Here is a 19,002-nt window from a genome sequence, read left to right as displayed (position 1 = left end):
GTGCCAACCCGCCGCACCGGCGCCGGGACGATAACACCAGAGGGACACGGGTCATGCGTTGGCTGCGGATCATCATCTTCCTGGCGCTGGCCGCCGTGGCCGGACTGTTCGGCTATGCCTATTTCGGCGACATGGACGCGCAGCCCCAGGCGATGCGGGTCCCGGTCGAGCTGGACCTGAACGACGCCAGCCCCGACAACGACGCCAGCCCCGACGCCACGCCCGCCGCCGCACCCGCCGCCGCCCGCCCCGCCATGCCTGCCCCGGCCGCGACATCCGATGCGACGCAGGCTCCTGCGCCCGCCAGTGAGGATCCCGATGCCGTGCTGGACTGACGCGCGCGCGGCGGCCGCGCTGATCGCGGCGCTGGCGCTGGCCGGCCCCGCCTGGTCGCAGGCGCCCGCCCCGCCCGGCGGCGCGCCGCTGTCGTCGAACGACTGGCTGTCGGGGCGCGCGCCGCAGCCGTCCCGCAGCATGCCCGCGCCCAGCTGGCGGCCCGGACAGCCGGTGCCCCCCGATGCCCAGCGCCGCAGGCCCCGCCCCGCGCCCGGCCTGGGCCCGGTGGCCAAGACCGGCGCCGTGGCCCCGGTCGGCGTCACGCGGCTGTCGGACGGCAATCCCGATGCCAAGGGCACGCTGTCGGCCGCCGCCGCGGGCCTGCCCGCCGACCTGTGGGGCAATGCCTCGGCCGGGGACGCAGCCCGGGCCCTTGCCGGCTATGACCCGCAGCTGCCCGCGACGCGGCAGGCGTTCCTGCGGCTGCTGACCGCGCAGGTTGCCCCCCCGACAGGCAGCGCGGCGGGCGACGAGGGCTCGCTGTTTCTGGCCCGGATCGACCGGCTGATCGCGCTGGGCCAACTGCCCGCCGCGCGCGCGCTGGCGCAGGCGGCCGGGGCGGGCAACGCCCCGATCGTGGGGCGCCGCTTCGACATCGCGCTGATCACCGGAGAGGAGGGCGCGCTGTGCGAGACCATCGGCCGCAAGCCGGGCCTTGCCCCCGGATTCGGTGCGCGCATCTTCTGCCTGGCCCAGGCCGGGGACTGGGCGGCGGCGGCGCTGACGCTGCACGGGGCGCGGGCGGACGGGCTGATCCCCCCCACCACCGTCGCCCTGCTCGAGGCGTTCCTGGACGATGGCGCGGTGGACGCGCCCGCCGAGGGCGAGGGGGCGATCCCCGCCACTGAAACGGTGACTCCGCTGGATTTCCGCCTGCACGAGGCGATCGGCGAGCCGCTGTCCACCACCGACCTGCCGCTGGCCTTCGCCCATGCCGACCTGCGGGCGAACGGCGGATGGAAAGCGCGGATCGAGGCGGCCGAGCGGCTGTCGCGCGCGGGCGCGCTGGACCCCGCCACGCTGGCGCAGGCCTATTCGGAACAGGCGCCCGCGGCCTCGGGCGGGGTATGGGACCGCGCCGCGGCGTGGCAGGACCTGGACCGCGCGCTGACGGCCCAGGACGCCGCGGCGGCCGGGCAGGCGCTGGAACGGGCGGACCGGCTGTTCGCCGACGGCCGGCTGACCCCCACGCTGGCCGCGATGGTCGCCGCGCGCCTGCCCGCAACCGGAATGACGGACGAGGCGCGGTCCATCGCCGCGCGGCTGCGGCTGATCGCGGGCCTGCCGGTGACCGACGCGGACGCATCGCCGCTGGATCGCTGGCTGTCGGCGCTGGCCCATGCGCCCGGCACGGCAGCGCCCCTGCCCCCTCCGCCGGCCGAGGCCCCGGCGGCGGCGGCGGACTTTGCCGCGGCGCTGTCCCCCCCTGCGTCCGGCGGCCCGGCCGAGGGCGCGGAGCCGCCGTCCAGCCGCGGCCTTGCGCTGATCGCGGCGCTGGCCGATGTCGATGCGGGCGCCTCGGGCGATCAGAGGCGCGCGGCCGCGGGGCTGTCGCACCTGGTCCGGCTGGGCCAGGCGACGCTGGCCCGGCAGGCGGCGGTCGAGCTGCTGGTGCTGGACCCCGCACGCCCACGGCCATGACGCGGGATCGCGCGCTGGCGCAGGACGCACGCGCGGACGACCTGCGCCGCATCGGCGCGTTCCTGGACGCGCAGGCGGCCGAAAGCGGGGCCTCGCGCAACACGCTGCTGGGCTATGGCCGCGACCTGCGCGACCTTGCGGCCTTTGCCGCCGGGCGTGGCATCGCGCTGACGGCCATCACCCGCGACCAGATCGAGGCCTATCTGTCGCGCTGCGAGGCCGAGGGCCTTTCGCGCGCCACCCGCGCCCGCCGCCTGTCCGCCATCCGCCAGTTCACCCGGTTTTCCCTGGACGAAGGCTGGCGCGACGACGACCCCGCGATCCGCATCGCGGGCCCCGGCCGCAGCCCGCGCCTGCCCCGCACCCTGACGCAGGACGACATGACCCGCCTGCTGGATGCCGCAGGCCAGTTCGGCGCCACGCCGGCCGACCGGGCCCGCAACCGGGCCGCGATGGAGCTGATCTATGCCACCGGCCTGCGCGTCAGCGAACTGGTGGGCCTGCCGGTCGCGGCCCTGCGCGGCGCGCCGCAGATGATCCTGGTGCGCGGCAAGGGCGGGCGCGAGCGCATGGTGCCGCTGACCGGACCCGCGCGCGCGGCGGTCGCCGATTGGCTTTCGATCCGCGACGCGGCCCCGCCCGACAGCCCCCTGGGGCGGCTGGTGGCGGGGCCGGGCGCACGCTGGCTGTTTCCCGCCGCGGGCGCGGCCGGGCACATGACCCGGCAGGCGTTCCACGGGATGCTGGCGGGCCTTGCGGCGGCCACGGGCTTTGCGCCGGGCCGGGTCACGCCGCACGTCATCCGCCACGCCTTTGCCACCCATCTGCTGGAAGGCGGGGCCGACCTGCGGGCGATCCAGACCCTGCTGGGCCATGCCGACCTGGGCACGACCGAGATCTATACCCATGTCATGGACGCGCGGCTGCGCGAGCTGGTGCTGCGCCATCACCCGCTGGCCGGGGGCGGCGATCAGCCCGAGGGGCCTGCGACGGCCTCGGCCCGGCCCCTGCCCCGCCGCGCGGACGCCGAACCGGACTGACCGAGGCCCTTGGCCACGCGGGCGATCAGGCGCAGGTTCGGCCAGCCCTCGGACGCGGCCGCGAGGTGCCGTTCGGCGCGGCGGGGGGCGCCCGCGCCCGCGCGCGAGGCTGCGGCCACATGCAGCAGGGCATGGCTGCGCGACCCCGCCTCGGCGCGCTCGATCGCGCCGTCCAGCCAGCGCCACCCCGCCCCGGCGTTGTCGGCCATATAGCAGGCGTCGGCCATGCGCTTGTGCAGCATCGGGTCGGTCGGGCGCTGCGCGATCAGCCATTCCAGCAGCCGCATCGCGCGGGCCAGCCGGTTGTGCATCACCAGCACCGAGGCCGCAAAGCCCAGCAACTCGGAGTCGATCCCAACCGGCCCGGTCCGCGTCTCGGGCGCGGTCAGCCCCGCCTCGACCCCGTCCAGCAGGCCGGCCGCGGGGGCCAGGGCGCGGGCCAGCGGGGGTGACTGGTGCAGGCGGCGGCGCATGTCGTCGGACTGGATCAGCTCGGCCCAGCCGATCTGCACCGTCCAGGGCGGCAGCAGCGCGGGGGGGCCGCCCTCGACCTGCGGCAGCGCCAGCCGCCGGGCCAGGCCCGGCGACATCATCAGCGCCGCACCGGCCGGCCCCTGTTGCCCCAGCAAGGTCCAGACCAGCCGGGGCAGCACGCTGCTGTCGGACCGCCACCCCACGAACAGTTCGGTGACAAGCCCGGCCACGGGATCGCCTTCCCCGTCGCCACCGCGCCCGGCCGTCCTGGTGCGCAGCATCCCGATCTGGCGCGCGACGGTCTTGTTGCCGGACTGCAGGCGCGGGTTGTCCAGCATCGCCGCTGCCAAGGTTGCAGCAAGGTCTGGCTGATCCGCCCGCAGGGCGGCGGCGGCAACGACCCCGCCCACGAACGGGAACCGGCGCAGGAACGCATCCTGCGGCGCGAAGGCCGCGACCAGCTCGGCGTCGCGGCCGGTGGCCGCGGCATGGTTGGCGGCATGGACCAGCGACTGCGCCAGATCCCCCGGCGCCAGAAAGCTGTCCTGCCGCGTCAGCGCCCTGTCCAGCAGCCCGTCATGCGCGGCGACCCGCAACGGCCTGGGCAACCCTGCGGGCAGCGCCACCACCCGCGCGCCCCCCATCACCTGCGCCGCGCGCGAGAACGCGCTGTAGGCCGGCGCGCCCACCTGCGCGCAGCGCGCCATCAGCAACAGTTCCAGCACGTCCTGCTGGGCGGTGGTCAGCCCCCGGTCGGCCAGCAGCCCCGCCACCGCAACGATGCGCGGGTGGCCCTGCGCCAGATGCGGGATGGCGGCCGGTGTGTCGGAAAACGCCAGCACGGGGCCTGTGGTCGTCTCGACATAGGCGCGGAAGAATTCGTCGGGGACGTATTTCGACGGCCAGGCGGCATAGGACCACGGGTCGCCGTCCAGGATGTCGCCGCGCCGGACGTGGATGGCGGCGGCCGGACCGGACGCCACCGCCCCGACCTGCGCCATTGCCGCGTCCAGCGCCTGCGCCAGGGGGGCCGACAGCGGCAGCGCGGCCACCAGCGCGGCGGTCTGCCGGACGATCTCGGCCGGACGCTCGCCCTGAAAGGCCACCATCTCGAACGCGGCATCGCAGTGCCAGCGCGCGCCCTGCGCCAGCCGCTCGGCCAGGCTGTCGGGCCGCATCCGCACCGCCGCGGCGGTCAGCGACTCGCGTCCCGCCATGTCGGGGGCGCGGGGGACGACATCCATGACCGCGGCGACAAGGGCGGGGGCAAAGATCTCGGTCGGGTCGGTCAGGTCGGGATAGGGGCCGTCGGGCTGGCTGAGCCATGCGAAACGGGCGCTGCCCTCGCCGAACCGCTGACGCAGGCGCAGCACGTTCAGCAGCCCGATCAGCCGCGCGCCCACCCGGTCCTTGCGAAAGCCCAGGATCGCCGGCCCCGGCGGCGCGTCGCCGCGTCCGCCCTGCCCACCCGCGATGCCGCCCGCGATGCCGTCCGCCATGTCGCCCACCGCTGCTGCCCCGGCCTGTCTAGGCGCGCCCACCCTGCCTTGCAACCCGGGCGCGGCCTGCCTATCAGGCACGCGACCCTGTCCGCCATCCGCCATCCCGGAGCCCCCCATGGACCTGACCGCGCGCCGCCTTGCCGACCCCGACCACTGGACCCTTGCAAGCGCCATCCGGGTGCTGGCGATGGATGCGGTGCAGGCCGCGAACTCGGGCCATCCCGGCATGCCGATGGGCATGGCGGACGTGGCGACCGTGCTGTGGGGCCGGCATCTGAAATTCGACGCCGCCGCGCCGAACTGGTTCGACCGCGACCGTTTCGTGCTGTCGGCGGGCCATGGCTCGATGCTGATCTATGCGGTTCTGCACCTGACCGGGTACGAGCAGATGACGCTGGAGCAGATCCGCAACTTCCGCCAGTGGGGCGCGATCACCGCGGGCCACCCCGAATACGGCCACGCCGAGGGGGTCGAGACGACGACCGGCCCGCTGGGCCAGGGCCTGGCCACCGCCGTCGGCATGGCCATGGCCGAGGAGAAGATGCGCGCCGAGTTCGGCCCCGACCTGTGCGACCACCGCACCTGGGTGATCGCGGGCGACGGCTGCCTGATGGAGGGCATCAGCCACGAGGCGATCGCACTGGCCGGCCACCAGCGGCTGGGCCGGCTGATCGTGCTGTGGGACGACAACGACATCACCATCGACGGCGCGGTGTCGCTGTCGGACAAGACCGACCAGCTGAAGCGGTTCGAGGCCTGCGGCTGGCGCACCCTGTCGTGCGACGGCCACGACGCCGCCGACATCGACCGCGCCCTGACCGAGGCCGCGTCAGGCGATGGCCGCCCGACCCTGGTCGCGTGCAAGACGATCATCGGCTGGGGGGCGCCCAAGGGCGGCACCTCGGGCGTCCACGGATCGCCCCTGGGGGCCGAGGGGATCGCGGCGGCGCGCAGCGGATACGACTGGGCGCACCCCGATTTCCACGTCCCCGACGACATCCTGGCGCGCTGGCGGGCCATCGGCGCGCGCGGCCGCCCCGCGCGCGAGGACTGGGCCGCCCGCGTCGATGCCCTGCCGCAAGACCGCCGCAACGCATTCGCCGCCCGCGTCTCGGGCGAGGCGAACCCGGCGCTGGCCCCCGCGATCGAGGCGGTCAAGCGCGCCGCCGCCGAGGGGCGCCCCACGGTCGCCACCCGCAAGGCCTCCGAGATGGTGCTGGAGGCGGTGAACCCCGTTCTGCCGGAAACCATCGGCGGGTCGGCCGACCTGACCGGGTCCAACAACACGCTGACCAAGGGCCTGGGCGTGTTCGACGCGCAGAACCGGCTGGGCCGCTATGTCCATTACGGCATCCGGGAACACGGCATGGCCGCGGCGATGAACGGGCTGTGGCTGCACGGGGGCTTTCGCCCCTATGGCGGCACGTTCCTGTGCTTTACCGACTATGCCCGTGGCGCGATGCGGCTGTCGGCGCTGATGGGACTGCCGGTGGTCTATGTGATGACCCACGATTCCATCGGCCTGGGCGAGGATGGCCCGACCCACCAGCCGGTCGAGCATCTGGCCATGCTGCGCGCCACGCCCAACACCTGGACGTTCCGCCCCGCCGACGTGGTCGAGACCGCCGAGGCGTGGGAACTGGCGCTGAGCACCGACGAGACCCCCTCGATCCTGGCGCTGTCGCGGCAGAACCTGCCCACCGTGCGCACGGAACACACCGCCGAGAACCTGACCGCACGGGGCGCCTATGTCCTGCGCGAGGCGTCGGCCGAGGCGCGGGCGATCCTGATGGCCTCGGGGTCCGAGGTCGAGATCGCCGTCCGGGCCGCCGAGGCGCTGGAGGCCGAAGGCATCCCCACGCGCGTCGTGTCGGTCCCCTGCATGGAGCTGTTCCGCGACCAGGACGAGGATTACCGCGCCGAGGTCCTGCCCGCAGGCCCCGTCCGCGTGGCGGTCGAGGCGGCGGTGCGCCAGCCCTGGGACTGGCTGCTGATGGGCGAGCGGGGCGACTGGAAACGCTGTGATTTCGTGGGGATGACGGGCTTTGGCGCCTCGGCCCCCGCCGAACGGCTTTACAGGGAATTCGGCATCACGGCCGAGGACACGGTGGCCAAGGTCAAGGCGCTGCTGTGACCGGACGGGCCTGCCCGGCGGCCCTCGGCGCGGCGATGTGCCGTGCGCGTGCAGGCGGCAGGGCGGGGCAGTCCGGGGGCGGGCGATGACCCAGCCCACGCCCGGCGCCCTGCCCACGGCCGCGGCCCGGCCCGCGCAGGCCGCGAACCAGCGGCTGGGCATCCTGATGCTGCTGGCCTCGGTGCTGCTGTTCACGCTGATGGACGCGCTGGGCAAGCACCTGACCGCCAGCTATCACCCCGGACAGGTGATCTGGACCCGGATGGCGATCAACCTGGTCATCGTGCTGGCGGTGCTGGCCCCGCGCCTGCGGACCGTCGCCCGGTCCAGCGCGCCCCTGCTGCAGGTCGGGCGAGGGCTGACGCAGGTCGCCTCGATCGGGCTGTTCTTCACCGCCCTGCAGTTCATCGGACTGGCCGAGGCGACGGCGATCATGGACATCAACCCCGTGCTGATCACGCTGGGCGCGGCGCTGTTTCTGGGCGAGCGCATCGGCATCCGCCGCATCGTCGGCATCGCCGCGGCACTGGCCGGCGCGCTGATCATCATCCGCCCGGGCGCGGGCGTGCTGCACCCCGCGGCGGTCCTGCCGCTGATCGGGGCGTTCACCTATGCCGCGGGGGCGGTGATGACCCGGATGGTGCGGGGCGATTCGACCGCGACCTCGATCCTGTGGTCCACGGCGGTGGCGACGCTGGGCGCGTCGCTGGTCGCGCCCTTCGTGTGGCAGCCGGTCGCCGCGGCCGACCTGCCCGCATTCCTGGCGCTGGGCCTGCTGGGAACGGGCGCCCAGGCCACGCTGATCCGCGCCTTCTCGCTGGCCGAGGCGGCGGCCGTCGCGCCCTTCGGCTATACCGGGCTGATCTGGGCGGGGCTGTGGGGCTGGCTGTTCTTCGGCGCGGTGCCCGACCTGTGGGCGCTGGTGGGCGCGGGGATCATCGTGGCCGCGGGGCTGTATGTCTGGACGCGCGAGGCGCAGGCCATGCGCGCCGGCCGCCCTGGATGAGCGCGCCGCCCGCCCCGGACGACGCGCCGCGGGTGCCCCTGCGCGACCGGGTGGCCAGCGCGGCCTTCATGGCGCTGATCCGGCTGTTCCGGCTGCTGCCCTATGACCGGCGCATTCCCGCGATGGGCTGGACCTTTGCCCATCTGGTCGGCCCCGTGGCCGGCTGGCGGCGGCGCATCCGCGAGAACCTTGCCCTGGCGCGCCCCGACCTGACGCCCGCCGAGGTGCGCCGCCTGACGCGGGCCGTTCCCGACAACGCGGGCCGCGCCCTGATGGAAATCTATTCCGGGGCCGAGTTCACCGCCCGCGTGGGTGCTGCCGACCCCCTGACCGGACCGGGCGTGCCCGCGCTGGAACAGGCGGCGGCGGCGGGGCGGCCGGTGATCCTCGCCTGCGCGCATTTCGGCAACTATGACGCGATGCGCGCGGCGATCGCGGCGCGGGGCTGGCCTGTCGGGGCGCTGTACCGGCCGATGAACAACCGCGCCTTCAACCGCCATTACATCCCCACGATCGAGGCCATCGCGCAGCCCCTGTTTCCGCGCGCGGGACGCGCCGGGCTGACGGGCATGCTGCGCTTTCTGCGGCGCGGGGGGATGCTGTGCCTGGGGTTCGACCAGTTCGACCGGCACGGCGCGACTCTGCGGTTCTTCGGCCTGCCCAGCGAGACGGTCCTGACCCCGGCCGAGCTGGCGTTGCGCCACGGCGCGGCGCTGGTTCCCATCGCCGGGGTGCGCCAGCCGGACGGGCTGAGCTTTCGGGTCGAGGTGGGCCTGCCGATCCCTGCCTCGGATGCCGCCACGATGATGCAGGCGCTGAATGACGACCTGGAACGGCTGGTGCGCGCGCACATGGACCAGTGGTTCTGGGTCCACCGTCGCTGGAAGGCCCCGCCCCGCAGAACGCCCGCGCAGCCCGCGGGCGACGATACCGCCGCGCCGCCCGGCGCCTTCATGGGGCCCGCCGTGCCCGGCGCGCGGCCTGCCCGGTCCGAGGCTGACGGGGTGGGGGCTGACGGGGCGGGGAATGGCGCGGGCGGCACGCCGGCCTGACAGCGCCGGCCGGACGGCGGCCCGAAACGGTTTCCCTTGGCGCGGCGGTCAAGATATAAGCCCGCCAGAGCGCCGACATCAGAACGGCATGAGGCAGAGACGCATGAGCGACAAAGATCACACCGCGCACCATGAGGGCGACGTCGCCTTCATCCAGGCGCTGGCCGAGCTGTTGAACCGCAACCAGCTGACCGAGCTGTCGGTGGAACGGGAATACGGCGAGAACGACCGCCTGACCATCCAGCTGGCCAAGCAGGCCGCGCCGGTCATGATGCACAGCGCCCCCGCGCCCCAGGTCCAGCAGGCGCCCCAGGCCCCGCAGGCCGGCCAGGCCCCCGCCGCGCCGCCCGCGGGGGACCCGGCCTCCCTGCCGGGGGCCGTGACCTCGCCCATGGTCGGCACCTGCTATCTGTCGGCCGAGCCGGGGTCGGCGCCCTTCGTCACCATCGGCCAGCAGGTGGCCGAGGGCGACACGCTGCTGATCGTCGAGGCAATGAAGACGATGAACCACATCCCCGCGCCCCGCGCGGGCACCGTCCGCCGCATACTGGTCGAGGACGGCACCCCGGTCGAGTTCGGCGCCCCCCTGATGGTCGTCGAGTGAGCGGGGACCGCCGGCCCATGTTCGACAAGATCCTGATCGCCAACCGCGGCGAGATCGCGCTGCGCGTCATCCGCGCTTGCCGCGAGATGGGCATCGCCTCGGTCGCGGTCCATTCCACGGCCGACACCGACGCCATGCACGTCCGCATGGCCGACGAATCCGTCTGCATCGGCCCGCCGCCGTCGCAGCTGTCGTATCTGTCGATGCCTGCGATCATCTCGGCCTGCGAGATCACCGGCGCGCAGGCGATCCATCCCGGCTACGGCTTTCTGTCCGAGAACGCGACCTTCGTGCAGATGGTCGAGGATCACGGCCTGACCTTCATCGGACCGCGCGCGGAGCATATCCGCATCATGGGCGACAAGATTACCGCCAAGGACACCGCCAGGGCGCTGGGCATCCCCGTGGTGCCGGGGTCCGACGGCGGCGTCGCGGATGTGGCGTCGGCCAAGACGGTCGCCGGGCAGATCGGCTATCCGGTCATCATCAAGGCCACCGCCGGCGGCGGCGGGCGCGGCATGAAGGTCGCCCATGACGAGGCGGGCCTGGAGGTCGCCTTCCGCACCGCGCGGGCCGAGGCCAAGGCCGCCTTCGGCAACGACGAGGTCTATATCGAGAAATACCTTCAGCGCCCGCGCCATATCGAGATCCAGGTCTTCGGCGACGGCAAGGGCGCGGCGATCCATCTGGGCGAGCGCGACTGCTCGCTGCAACGGCGCCACCAGAAGGTGCTGGAGGAGGCGCCCGGCCCCGTCATCACCCCCGAGCAGCGCGCGCGCATCGGCGGCATCTGCGCCGATGCGATGGCCAAGCTGGGCTATGCGGGCGCAGGCACCGTCGAGTTCCTGTTCGAAGACGACGAGTTCTACTTCATCGAGATGAACACCCGCCTCCAGGTCGAGCATCCGGTGACCGAGGCGATCTTCGGCGTGGACCTCGTGCGCGAGCAGATCCGCGTCGCGGCGGGCCATCCGCTGACGCTGTCGCAGGACCAGCTGTCGATCCGCGGCCACGCGATCGAGGTGCGCATCAACGCCGAGAAGCTGCCGAACTTTACCCCCTGCCCCGGCCGGATCACCCAGTATCACGCGCCCGGCGGGCTGGGCGTTCGCATGGACAGCGCCATCTATGACGGCTATGCGATCCCGCCGTTCTACGACAGCCTGATCGGCAAGCTGATCGTGCATGGCCGCGACCGCGACGAGGCGCTGGCGCGTCTGAACCGCGCGCTGGGAGAGCTGATCGTGGACGGCGTGGACACCACGATCCCGCTGTTTCGCGCGTTGCTTGAAGAACCCGACATCCAGCGCGGGAACTATTCCATTCACTGGCTTGAACGCTGGCTGTCGGAAAACCTGAACTGACCCGAGACGGCCGGCGGCGACGCCGGCCTTTCCCGTCGCGGCGACCACCACGGCCCGCCCGCGTCGTCCCGCCCCCTCGCCCTGTGCGCGGCGCAAGGCTGTGCGGCTGGCCAAGGCCCGGCCCGGCCGCTAACCTGCCCCCGCCAAGTCCTGAGAGCGTCGGATGCTGAACACGGCCCAATTGCTGACCGGCTATGCCCAGGGGGTCTTTCCGATGGCCGTCTCGGCGGTGGATCACCGCCTGCACTGGTTCGACCCGCCGCTGCGGGGCGTGCTGCCGGTCGGCGGGGTCCATGCCTCGCGCTCGCTCAGGCGCAGTCTGGCGCGTGGCGGCTGGCACGCCGAGATCGCCCGCGATTTCGATGCGATCGTCGGCCACTGCGCGAACCGCCCGGAAACCTGGATCAACGCGCCGCTGCGCCAGCTTTACAGGGACCTGCACGCGATGGGACACGCCCATGCGCTGGCCGTCTATCACGAGGGCGCGCTGGCCGGCGGCATCTTCGGCGTGACGCTGGGCGGCGCGTTCTTCGGGGAAAGCATGTTCTCGGCCCGGCGCGACGGGTCCAAGATGGCGCTCGTCTGGACCAGCGACCATCTGGCGCGCTGCGGGTTCGTGCTGTTCGACACCCAGTACCTGACGCCGCACCTGGCCTCGATGGGCGGGCACGAGATCCCGCGCAGCGTCTATCGCCGCCAGCTGGCCCACGCGATCACGATCCCCGCCGACTTTCGGGCCTATCCGTTGCCCTCGGCCTCGGCGCTGGCGGCGTCGCTGTCCTCGGGCGGGGGGGCCTCGCCGCCGTCGGGGCCGGCCCCCTCGGGGGGCACCGCCTCGCCCTCGCCGCCTGCGGGGGCCACGGTGTCGGGTTCATAGACCAGGTCGGGGCGGGCGTCGGTCGTGCCGTCCGTGCACGACACCACCCAGACATCATAGCGCGCATCGTCCAGCGCCGACAGCGCCGGAGAGGACGCGATCATCCATCCGGCAAAGCGCGTCTCGTTCGAGGTCGTGTCGGTGATCGTCAGTTCCGCGAACGCGTCCGAATCGCGGTCGGCGGCAGGATAGCGGCATTCGCCCAGCCGCACCTCCAGCCGGCCGAAGCGCACCGCCTCGCCCACCAGCAGCGACAGCTCGGTGGACCGGCCCGAGACCTTGTCCAGTCCCCGCAGCAGCGCCCCCTGCGCCCGCGCGATGTCGCCCGCGGCCGCGGGCTGGACCACCGCCGCCCGGCTGCCCGGCGCGATGTCGGTAGAGGCGCGGGACTGCGCCGCAGCAGGCTGGGCCAGCGGCAGGGCCGCCAGGACCGGCAGCAGCGCCCGCCCGATCACGGCTGCGCGCCCGCGGCGGGGGCGTCCCCCTCGGCGGATTTGGAATCGACGAACTTCATCATCAACGTCAGCAGACTGACGGCGCCCTGAACGTCTTCGATCTCGTCGCCCGGACCCAGCAGGTCGGGTGCGCCGCCGGGGCGCAGCTCGACATAGGCGCCGCCCAGCAGACCGTCGGACTGGATCAGCGCCGCGCTGTCGGTGGGCAGGGCAATGCCGGCGGGGATGCTCAGCCTGGCCTCGGCCAGATAGGTCTGCGGGTTCAGCGAAACCTCGTCGACGCGGCCGACGCGGACCCCGGCCAGCCGCACCTCTGTCCCCTTCTCGATTCCGTCCACGTTCGGAAAGGACGCGACCAGCGGATAGCTGTCGCGCCCTGGCCCGGTCAGCGCGCCGGTGGACCAGATTAGAAAGCCGGCGGCGACGGCGATCACCACCGCGCCGACCAGCAGTTCGGCCCGTTCGGATGCGGCGGTCATGCTACTCCGGCCGCCACGCGTCATAGTCGCGCCGCTTCAGCGGTTCGGCGCGATACAGCGACCCGGCCGGGTGATAGGCGCCCGGCGTGCCGGTCAGGTTGGGCACATGGGGCCGCTGCCAGGCCTTGTGCGGCAGCGCCCCGCGGGTGGGCGGCTCGTCATAGGTGAAATGCAGCCAGCCGTGCCATTCGGGCGGCACGCGGCTTGCGTCGGATTCGCCGTTGTAGATGACCCAGCGGCGCTTGCCGCCGGCGGTCTGGTAATACAGGTTGCCCTGCTCATCCTCGCCCACCGCCGAACCGTGGCGCCGGGTCCACAGCTGGGTCCCGAGCGTCTGACCGTTCCACCAGGTCAGCAGGCGATAGACGATCCACATGGGCGGCTCCGGCTGTTGTCGGCAAGATGAGTTCCTATCGCCCATCCCCGGCCCAAGGTCCAGCACCTTGCCGCATGACCACGGCAGAGTGACGCACCCGGCTTGCGGCGCCGCCCGTCCCCGGCCCACGCTGCGGGGATCGGGCCGGCAGGCGCCCGACCGGGAACGGGGCGCAGGATGACCGAGGTGCTGATCGTGGGGGGCGCGGTGATGGGCGCGTCGGTGGCGTTCTGGCTGACCCGCATGGACCCCGGACTGCGCGTCACCGTCATCGAGCCCGACCCCAGCTATGCCACGTCGTCCACCGCGCTGTCGGCGGCCGCCATCCGGTCGCAGTTCACCACCCCGGTCAACGTGGCGATCAGCCGCTTCGGGGTCGAGTTCATCCGCGACTTCGCGGCCTGGACCGCCCCTGCGGGAGGCGTGCCGGACCTGGGATTCAGGGAAAACGGCTATCTGTTCCTTACCGCGACCGAGGCGGGCGCCCGGCAACTGGACACGCTGGCCGCGATGCAGCGGTCGCTGGGCGCCGCGACGCAGGTGCTGGACCGCGCGGGGCTGGCCGCCCGCTGGCCCTGGATGGCGCTGGACGATGTCGTGGCGGGGTCGTTCGGCCCGCGCGACGAGGGGTTCTTCGACAACATGGGCCTGTTGGCGGGGCTGAGGAACGCGTCGCGCGCCGCCGGCGCGGTCTGGCTGCGCGACCGCGTGACCGCGCTTGAACGCGAGGGCGGTCGCGTGGCGGCGGTCCTGCTGGAACAGGGCGGGCGGCGAGCCGCCGACGTGGTCGTCAACTGCGCCGGGCCGCGCGCCGGGGCCCTGATGCGGACGATGGGGCTGGACCTGCCGGTCGAGCCGCGCAAGCGCACGATCTTTGTCGTCGACGCCCCCGGGGCGCGCCACCCGGACGCGCCGCTGGTCGTCGATCCCTCGGGCCTCTGGTTCCGGCCGGAACACGGCCAGTGGCTGGCCGCGGCCGTGCCCGCCTGCGACGGCCCCTGCGCGCCCGACGATTTCGACCCCGACCATGCCCTGTGGGAGGATCACGTCTGGCCCGCGCTCTACAACCGGGCCGAAGGCTTCGGCGCGGCCAGGGCGGTGCGCGGATGGGCGGGGCATTATGCGTTCAACACGCTGGACCAGAATGCCATCCTGGGCCGCCACCCGCTGGTGCCGAACCTGTATCACGCCAACGGCTTTTCCGGCCACGGCCTGCAACAGGCCCCGGCCGTGGGGCGCGGCATCGCGGAACAGATCGTCCACGGCGACTGGGTGACGCTGGACCTGTCGCCCCTGGGCGTCCAGAGGGTGCTGGACGGCCGACCGTTCGCCGAAGCGGCGATCGTCTGACCGGCGGCCATCGTCCCGGCGCCCCGGGTCCCGCCTGCGGCTGCATGATCGCCCGCACGACCAGCCGCAGCCCTGCGCGCCGCCCGCTTTCCTTGCGCCGCCGCCTGTGGCAATCCCGTTGCATTCGCCGGAGACCGCGCCATGCCATTCACCATCGCCATCGACGGACCCGCCGCATCGGGCAAGGGCACCATCGCGCGGGCGCTGGCGGCGCATTTCGGGTTCCCGCATCTGGACACGGGGCTGCTGTATCGCGCGGTGGGCGCGATGGGCGGCGATCCCGTTGCCGCCGCACAGGCCCTGACCGCCGCCGACCTGGCCCGCCCCGGCCTGCGCTCGGCCGAGGCCGGGCAGGCGGCCTCGCGTGTCGCAGCACTGCCCGGGGTGCGGTCGGCGCTGGTCGATTTCCAGCGCCGCTTTGCCCTTCAGGAACCCGGCGCGGTGCTGGACGGGCGCGACATCGGGACGGTCATCTGCCCCGAGGCAGCGGTCAAGCTGTATGTCGTGGCCGACGACGCGACCCGCGCGGGCCGCCGTGCGGCCGAACTGGGCGTCGATCCGGCCGAGATGCTGGCGCAGCTGCGCGAGCGTGACGCCCGCGACAGCGCCCGCGCCGCGGCCCCCCTGCGCCCCGCGCCCGATGCGGTGGTGCTGGACACCACCGCCATGACCATCGACCAGGCGGTGGCCGCCGCCGTGGTCGAGGTCGTGCAACGCCGTGCGGGCTGATCCGGGCAGGGGCGCATGATCCCTTGCGGTCGCGTCGGTCCGGGCGGGTGACGACAGATCCCGCGCGCGCCCCGCGGGCGGCCCTGCCCCGATCCCGGGACGCGGGCGATCTGGCCTGATCCACGGCTGCCCTTGCCTTTGCGGCCCCCGGCGTCTATACGCGCGGCCAAGTCTTCGTGAACGACAGGGCCACAACAGGCCGCTTTCCACCGGGTCGGGCCATTGCTGCGACCCTTTGTCGTTCCGGGGACCAACAGACCGGCGGAGCCAACCGCCAGGCCCATACACATGCACAAAGGAACTGACAGCCGCATGGCGAAGAACGCATCCATGGAGGAATTCGAGGCCCTTCTGAACGACAGCCTCGAAATCGACACCCCGAACGAAGGTTCGGTCGTCAAGGGCCGGGTCATTGCCATCGAGGCAGGCCAGGCCATCATCGACGTCGGCTACAAGATGGAAGGCCGCGTCGATCTTAAGGAATTCGCAGCCCCCGGCGAGGACGCGACCATCAAGGTCGGCGACGAGGTCGAGGTCTATCTGGACCGCGTGGAGAACGCCCGCGGCGAAGCCTCGATCAGCCGCGAGAAGGCCCGCCGCGAAGAGGCGTGGGACCGTCTGGAGCAGGCCTACGCCAAGGAAGAGCGCGTCGATGGCGCCATCTTCGGCCGCGTCAAGGGCGGCTTCACCGTCGATCTGGGCGGCGCCGTGGCGTTCCTGCCAGGCAGCCAGGTGGACGTGCGCCCCGTGCGCGATGCCGGCCCGCTGATGGGTCTGAAGCAGCCGTTCCAGATCCTGAAGATGGACCGTCGCCGCGGCAACATCGTCGTGTCGCGCCGCGCCATCCTGGAAGAAAGCCGCGCCGAACAGCGCGCCGAGGTCATTTCCAACCTGCACGAGGGTCAGGTCGTTGACGGCGTCGTCAAGAACATCACCGAATACGGTGCCTTCGTGGACCTGGGCGGCGTGGACGGCCTGCTGCACGTCACCGACATGGCGTGGCGCCGCGTCAACCACCCGTCCGAGATCCTGGCGATCGGCGAGACCGTCAAGGTCCAGGTCGTCAAGATCAACAAGGAAACCCACCGCATCAGCCTGGGCATGAAGCAGCTGCAGTCCGATCCGTGGGACACCGTGGCCGCCAAGTTCCCGATCGGGTCGGTCCACAAGGGCCGCGTGACCAACATCACCGACTACGGCGCCTTCGTCGAGCTGGAGGCGGGCGTCGAGGGCCTGGTCCACGTGTCCGAAATGTCGTGGACCAAGAAGAACGTCCACCCCGGCAAGATCGTGTCCACCTCGCAGGAGGTTGACGTCATGGTGCTGGAGATCGACGAGCAGAAGCGCCGCGTGAGCCTTGGCCTCAAGCAGACCATGCGCAACCCGTGGGAAGTCTTCGCCGAAACCCACCCGGCCGGCACCCAGATCGAGGGCGAGGTCAAGAACATCACCGAATTCGGTCTGTTCGTGGGCCTGGACGGCGACATCGACGGCATGGTCCACCTGTCGGACCTGTCGTGGGACCAGCGCGGCGAGGATGCGATCCAGAACTATCGCAAGGGCGACGTCGTCCGCGCGGCCGTTCAGGAGGTCGATGTCGACAAGGAACGCATCAGCCTGTCGATCAAGGCTCTGGAAAACGACACCATGACCGAGGCGGTCGATGGCGTGAAGCGCGGCTCGGTCGTGTCCGTCACGGTGACGGCGATCGAGGAGGGCGGGATCGAAGTGGAATACAACGGCGTCAAGTCGTTCATCCGCCGGTCCGACCTGGCGCGCGACCGTCAGGACCAGCGTCCCGAACGCTTCCAGGTCGGGGACACGGTGGATGCGCGCGTGACCAACATCGACACCAAGACCCGCCGTCTGGGCCTGTCGATCAAGGCGCGCGAGATCGCCGAGGAGAAAGAGGCCATCGACCAGTACGGCTCGTCCGATTCGGGCGCGTCGCTGGGCGACATCCTCGGCGCGGCGCTCAAGAACCGCGGCTGATCGCTTAGGCGATCCCCTTTCGCCGCCGTCCCCGTCCGGGGGCGGCGGTTTTTCTTTGTCTCAGGATTTTTTGCAACCTTTTCATTTGGGTCGCGTTCGGACACAAGTATCTGATCCCATCCCGGACCCGCCGCCAACGCGCAGGACGCCCATGATCCGTTCCGAACTGATCCAGATCATCGCGGACGAAAACCCGCATCTGATCCAGCGCGACGTGGAAAAGATCGTCGGCACGGTGTTCGAGGAGATCATCGAGGCCATGGCCCGCGGCGACCGGGTCGAACTGCGCGGCTTCGGGGCGTTCTCGGTCAAGAAGCGCGACGCCCGGCAGGGCCGCAACCCGCGCACCGGCGAATCGGTCAAGGTCGATGAAAAGCACGTGCCCTTCTTCAAGACCGGCAAGCTGCTGCGCGACCGGCTGAACGACGGCTGACGCCGCGGCCGGGCCGCGCGGCGGTTGAACCTGATCGCGGCATGGGCGAAAGTGGCGCGGGCGGGATGGCCCCGCAGAAATCCTTTATCGTCACGGGTGGCCGATGCGTCTGATTCGGGTGTTGTTCTTTGTTCTGCTGGCCGTGGCCCTGTTCCTGGTGGCGATGGCGAACCGCGGGATCGTCACCGTCCGACTGTTTCCCGGCCAGTTCGACCAGTATCTGGGCGGCGGCACGTGGTCGGCCAGCATGCCGCTGTTCCTGGTCATCCTGCTGTCCCTGCTGGTGGGCATGGTGCTGGGCCTGATCTGGGAATGGCTGCGCGAGGCGCATCTGCGCCAGGAATCGTCGCGCCGGGCCAACGACCTGGCGCGGCTGGAACGCGAGGTCGGCGGCCTGCGCCAGACCCATGCCGCCCCGCGCGACGAGGTGCTGGCGATCCTGGACGCGCCGCCCTCCCCCGCGGCCCCTGCCCGGCCCCTTGCCGCCCCCGCGACCACGCTGCCCGCGGCGCGCTAGATCCTTGCCCGCCGCCGTCAAGATCTGCGGCCTGACCCGGCCAGACCACCTGGCCGCCGCGGCGCAGGCCGGCGCGCGCTATGCGGGCCTTGTGTTCTTTCCGAAGTCCCCCCGTCACCTTGGCATCGCAGAGGCCGCCGCGCTGGCCGGGGCGGCGCCGGTCGGCCTGGCGCGCGTGGGCCTGTTCGTGAACCCCGACGATGCCACGCTGGACGCGGTGCTGGCGCAGGTGCCGCTGGACATCCTGCAGCTGCACGGGGCCGAGACGCCTGCCCGCGTCACCGAGGTCAAGGCCCGCACCGGCCTGCCCGTGATGAAGGCCGTAGGCATCGCCGGACCTGCCGATCTGGACGCGCTGTGGGATTACGGGCTGGTCGCGGACCTGCTGCTGATCGATGCCAAGCCCGCGCCCGGCGCGGCCCTGCCCGGGGGGAACGGCCTGTCCTTCGACTGGCGGCTGCTGGCGGGGCGGCGGCTGCTCAAGCCCTGGATGCTGGCGGGCGGGCTGACCCCCGGCAACGTGGCCGAGGCGATCCGCCTGACAGGGGCGCCGGCGGTGGACGTCTCCTCGGGGGTCGAATCCGGGCCGGGGGTCAAGGACCCCGACCTGATCCGCGCCTTTGTCGCAGCGGCGGGCTGAG

The 19,002-nt window shown here is 72.5% G+C and carries 17 protein-coding genes and 2 pseudogenes; 15 read left to right on the top strand and 4 right to left on the bottom strand.

Translation table 11 applies throughout. The annotated features are described in order from the left end of the window. Positions 1-53 precede the first annotated feature (53 nt). The 3 genes from DPQ23_RS07275 to DPQ23_RS07265 are packed head-to-tail and all read left to right on the top strand — an operon-like array spanning position 54 to position 3,017. A complete protein-coding gene (locus DPQ23_RS07275) occupies positions 54-335 on the top strand; it encodes a hypothetical protein (RefSeq protein WP_112874034.1) in 282 nt (93 codons plus the stop codon). Continuing rightward, positions 319-1,977, top strand: coding sequence for a hypothetical protein (locus DPQ23_RS07270; protein WP_112874033.1), 1,659 nt, complete (start codon positions 319-321; stop codon positions 1,975-1,977). The genes DPQ23_RS07275 and DPQ23_RS07270 overlap by 17 nt, the downstream gene beginning before the upstream one ends. Beyond that, a complete protein-coding gene (locus DPQ23_RS07265; RefSeq protein ID WP_112874032.1) occupies positions 1,974-3,017 on the top strand; it encodes a tyrosine recombinase in 1,044 nt (347 codons plus the stop codon). Before DPQ23_RS07270 ends, DPQ23_RS07265 begins: the two co-directional genes overlap by 4 nt. On the opposite strand, the gene DPQ23_RS07260 is transcribed toward DPQ23_RS07265, so the two are convergent. Continuing rightward, complete coding sequence (locus DPQ23_RS07260; RefSeq protein ID WP_162630666.1) at positions 2,948-4,990, bottom strand: hypothetical protein; 2,043 nt, start codon at positions 4,988-4,990, stop codon at positions 2,948-2,950. The two genes, DPQ23_RS07265 and DPQ23_RS07260, sit on opposite strands and share 70 nt — an antisense overlap. Before the next feature lie 118 nt (positions 4,991-5,108). On the opposite strand from DPQ23_RS07260, the gene tkt reads away from it, so the two are divergent. The 6 genes and pseudogenes from tkt (at position 5,109) to aat (ending at position 12,030) form a co-directional block, all read left to right on the top strand. Continuing rightward, positions 5,109-7,127, top strand: coding sequence for a transketolase (gene tkt / locus DPQ23_RS07255; RefSeq protein WP_112874030.1), 2,019 nt, complete (start codon positions 5,109-5,111; stop codon positions 7,125-7,127). Between the two features lie 85 nt (positions 7,128-7,212). After that, complete coding sequence (locus DPQ23_RS07250; protein WP_112874029.1) at positions 7,213-8,133, top strand: DMT family transporter; 921 nt, start codon at positions 7,213-7,215, stop codon at positions 8,131-8,133. Positions 8,134-8,201: 68 nt separating this feature from the next. After that, positions 8,202-9,026: pseudogene (locus DPQ23_RS07245) on the top strand (lysophospholipid acyltransferase family protein); the annotation flags it as partial. Positions 9,027-9,288: 262 nt separating this feature from the next. Then, on the top strand, positions 9,289-9,789 hold the full coding sequence (accB, locus tag DPQ23_RS07240) for an acetyl-CoA carboxylase biotin carboxyl carrier protein (RefSeq protein WP_112874027.1): 501 nt from the start codon (positions 9,289-9,291) through the stop codon (positions 9,787-9,789). Positions 9,790-9,806: 17 nt separating this feature from the next. After that, positions 9,807-11,153 carry an acetyl-CoA carboxylase biotin carboxylase subunit gene (accC, locus tag DPQ23_RS07235; protein WP_112874026.1) on the top strand — a complete coding sequence of 449 codons (1,347 nt, stop codon included), beginning with the start codon at positions 9,807-9,809 and terminating at the stop codon, positions 11,151-11,153. A 163-nt stretch (positions 11,154-11,316) separates the two neighbouring features. Continuing rightward, positions 11,317-12,030 carry a leucyl/phenylalanyl-tRNA--protein transferase gene (gene aat, locus DPQ23_RS07230; RefSeq protein ID WP_112874025.1) on the top strand — a complete coding sequence of 238 codons (714 nt, stop codon included), beginning with the start codon at positions 11,317-11,319 and terminating at the stop codon, positions 12,028-12,030. Positions 12,031-12,077: 47 nt separating this feature from the next. On the opposite strand, the pseudogene DPQ23_RS16065 reads toward aat, so the two are convergent. From DPQ23_RS16065 to DPQ23_RS07215, 3 genes and pseudogenes are all read right to left on the bottom strand, one after another. Beyond that, positions 12,078-12,377, bottom strand: a pseudogene (locus tag DPQ23_RS16065) (DUF2155 domain-containing protein); the annotation flags it as partial. Positions 12,378-12,481: 104 nt separating this feature from the next. Next, positions 12,482-12,964: an outer membrane lipid asymmetry maintenance protein MlaD gene (gene mlaD, locus DPQ23_RS07220; protein ID WP_112874024.1), complete on the bottom strand. Its 483-nt coding sequence runs from the start codon at positions 12,962-12,964 to the stop codon at positions 12,482-12,484. A 1-nt stretch (position 12,965) separates the two neighbouring features. Then, the gene (locus DPQ23_RS07215) at positions 12,966-13,340 is read right to left on the bottom strand and encodes an NADH:ubiquinone oxidoreductase subunit NDUFA12 (RefSeq protein WP_112874023.1); all 375 of its coding nucleotides are present in this window, start codon (positions 13,338-13,340) and stop codon (positions 12,966-12,968) included. Between the two features lie 177 nt (positions 13,341-13,517). Between DPQ23_RS07215 and DPQ23_RS07210 the strand changes: the two genes are divergently transcribed. The 6 genes from DPQ23_RS07210 (at position 13,518) to DPQ23_RS07185 (ending at position 19,001) form a co-directional block, all read left to right on the top strand. Then, positions 13,518-14,690 (top strand): NAD(P)/FAD-dependent oxidoreductase, encoded by a 1,173-nt coding sequence (locus tag DPQ23_RS07210; protein WP_112874022.1) that lies wholly within the window; start codon positions 13,518-13,520, stop codon positions 14,688-14,690. A 141-nt stretch (positions 14,691-14,831) separates the two neighbouring features. Beyond that, on the top strand, positions 14,832-15,419 hold the full coding sequence (locus DPQ23_RS07205) for a (d)CMP kinase (RefSeq protein WP_112874021.1): 588 nt from the start codon (positions 14,832-14,834) through the stop codon (positions 15,417-15,419). Positions 15,420-15,731: 312 nt separating this feature from the next. Next, positions 15,732-17,411 (top strand): 30S ribosomal protein S1, encoded by a 1,680-nt coding sequence (gene rpsA / locus DPQ23_RS07200; RefSeq protein WP_112874020.1) that lies wholly within the window; start codon positions 15,732-15,734, stop codon positions 17,409-17,411. Between the two features lie 151 nt (positions 17,412-17,562). Further along, positions 17,563-17,844, top strand: a complete 282-nt coding sequence (gene ihfB / locus DPQ23_RS07195) for an integration host factor subunit beta (protein WP_112874019.1) — start codon at positions 17,563-17,565, stop codon at positions 17,842-17,844. A 103-nt stretch (positions 17,845-17,947) separates the two neighbouring features. Then, positions 17,948-18,361, top strand: coding sequence for a lipopolysaccharide assembly protein LapA domain-containing protein (locus tag DPQ23_RS07190; protein ID WP_112874018.1), 414 nt, complete (start codon positions 17,948-17,950; stop codon positions 18,359-18,361). Between the two features lie 4 nt (positions 18,362-18,365). After that, entirely contained in the window at positions 18,366-19,001 is a 636-nt protein-coding gene (locus DPQ23_RS07185; RefSeq protein WP_112874017.1) for a phosphoribosylanthranilate isomerase, read from the top strand. The last annotated feature ends 1 nt before the right edge of the window (position 19,002 follow it).

Source organism: Paracoccus endophyticus (assembly GCF_003286075.1).
Taxonomy (GTDB): Bacteria; Pseudomonadota; Alphaproteobacteria; order Rhodobacterales; family Rhodobacteraceae; genus Paracoccus; species Paracoccus endophyticus.
Note: the sequence above shows the minus strand (reverse complement) of the source record. Positions and strands in the feature narration are given on the sequence as shown.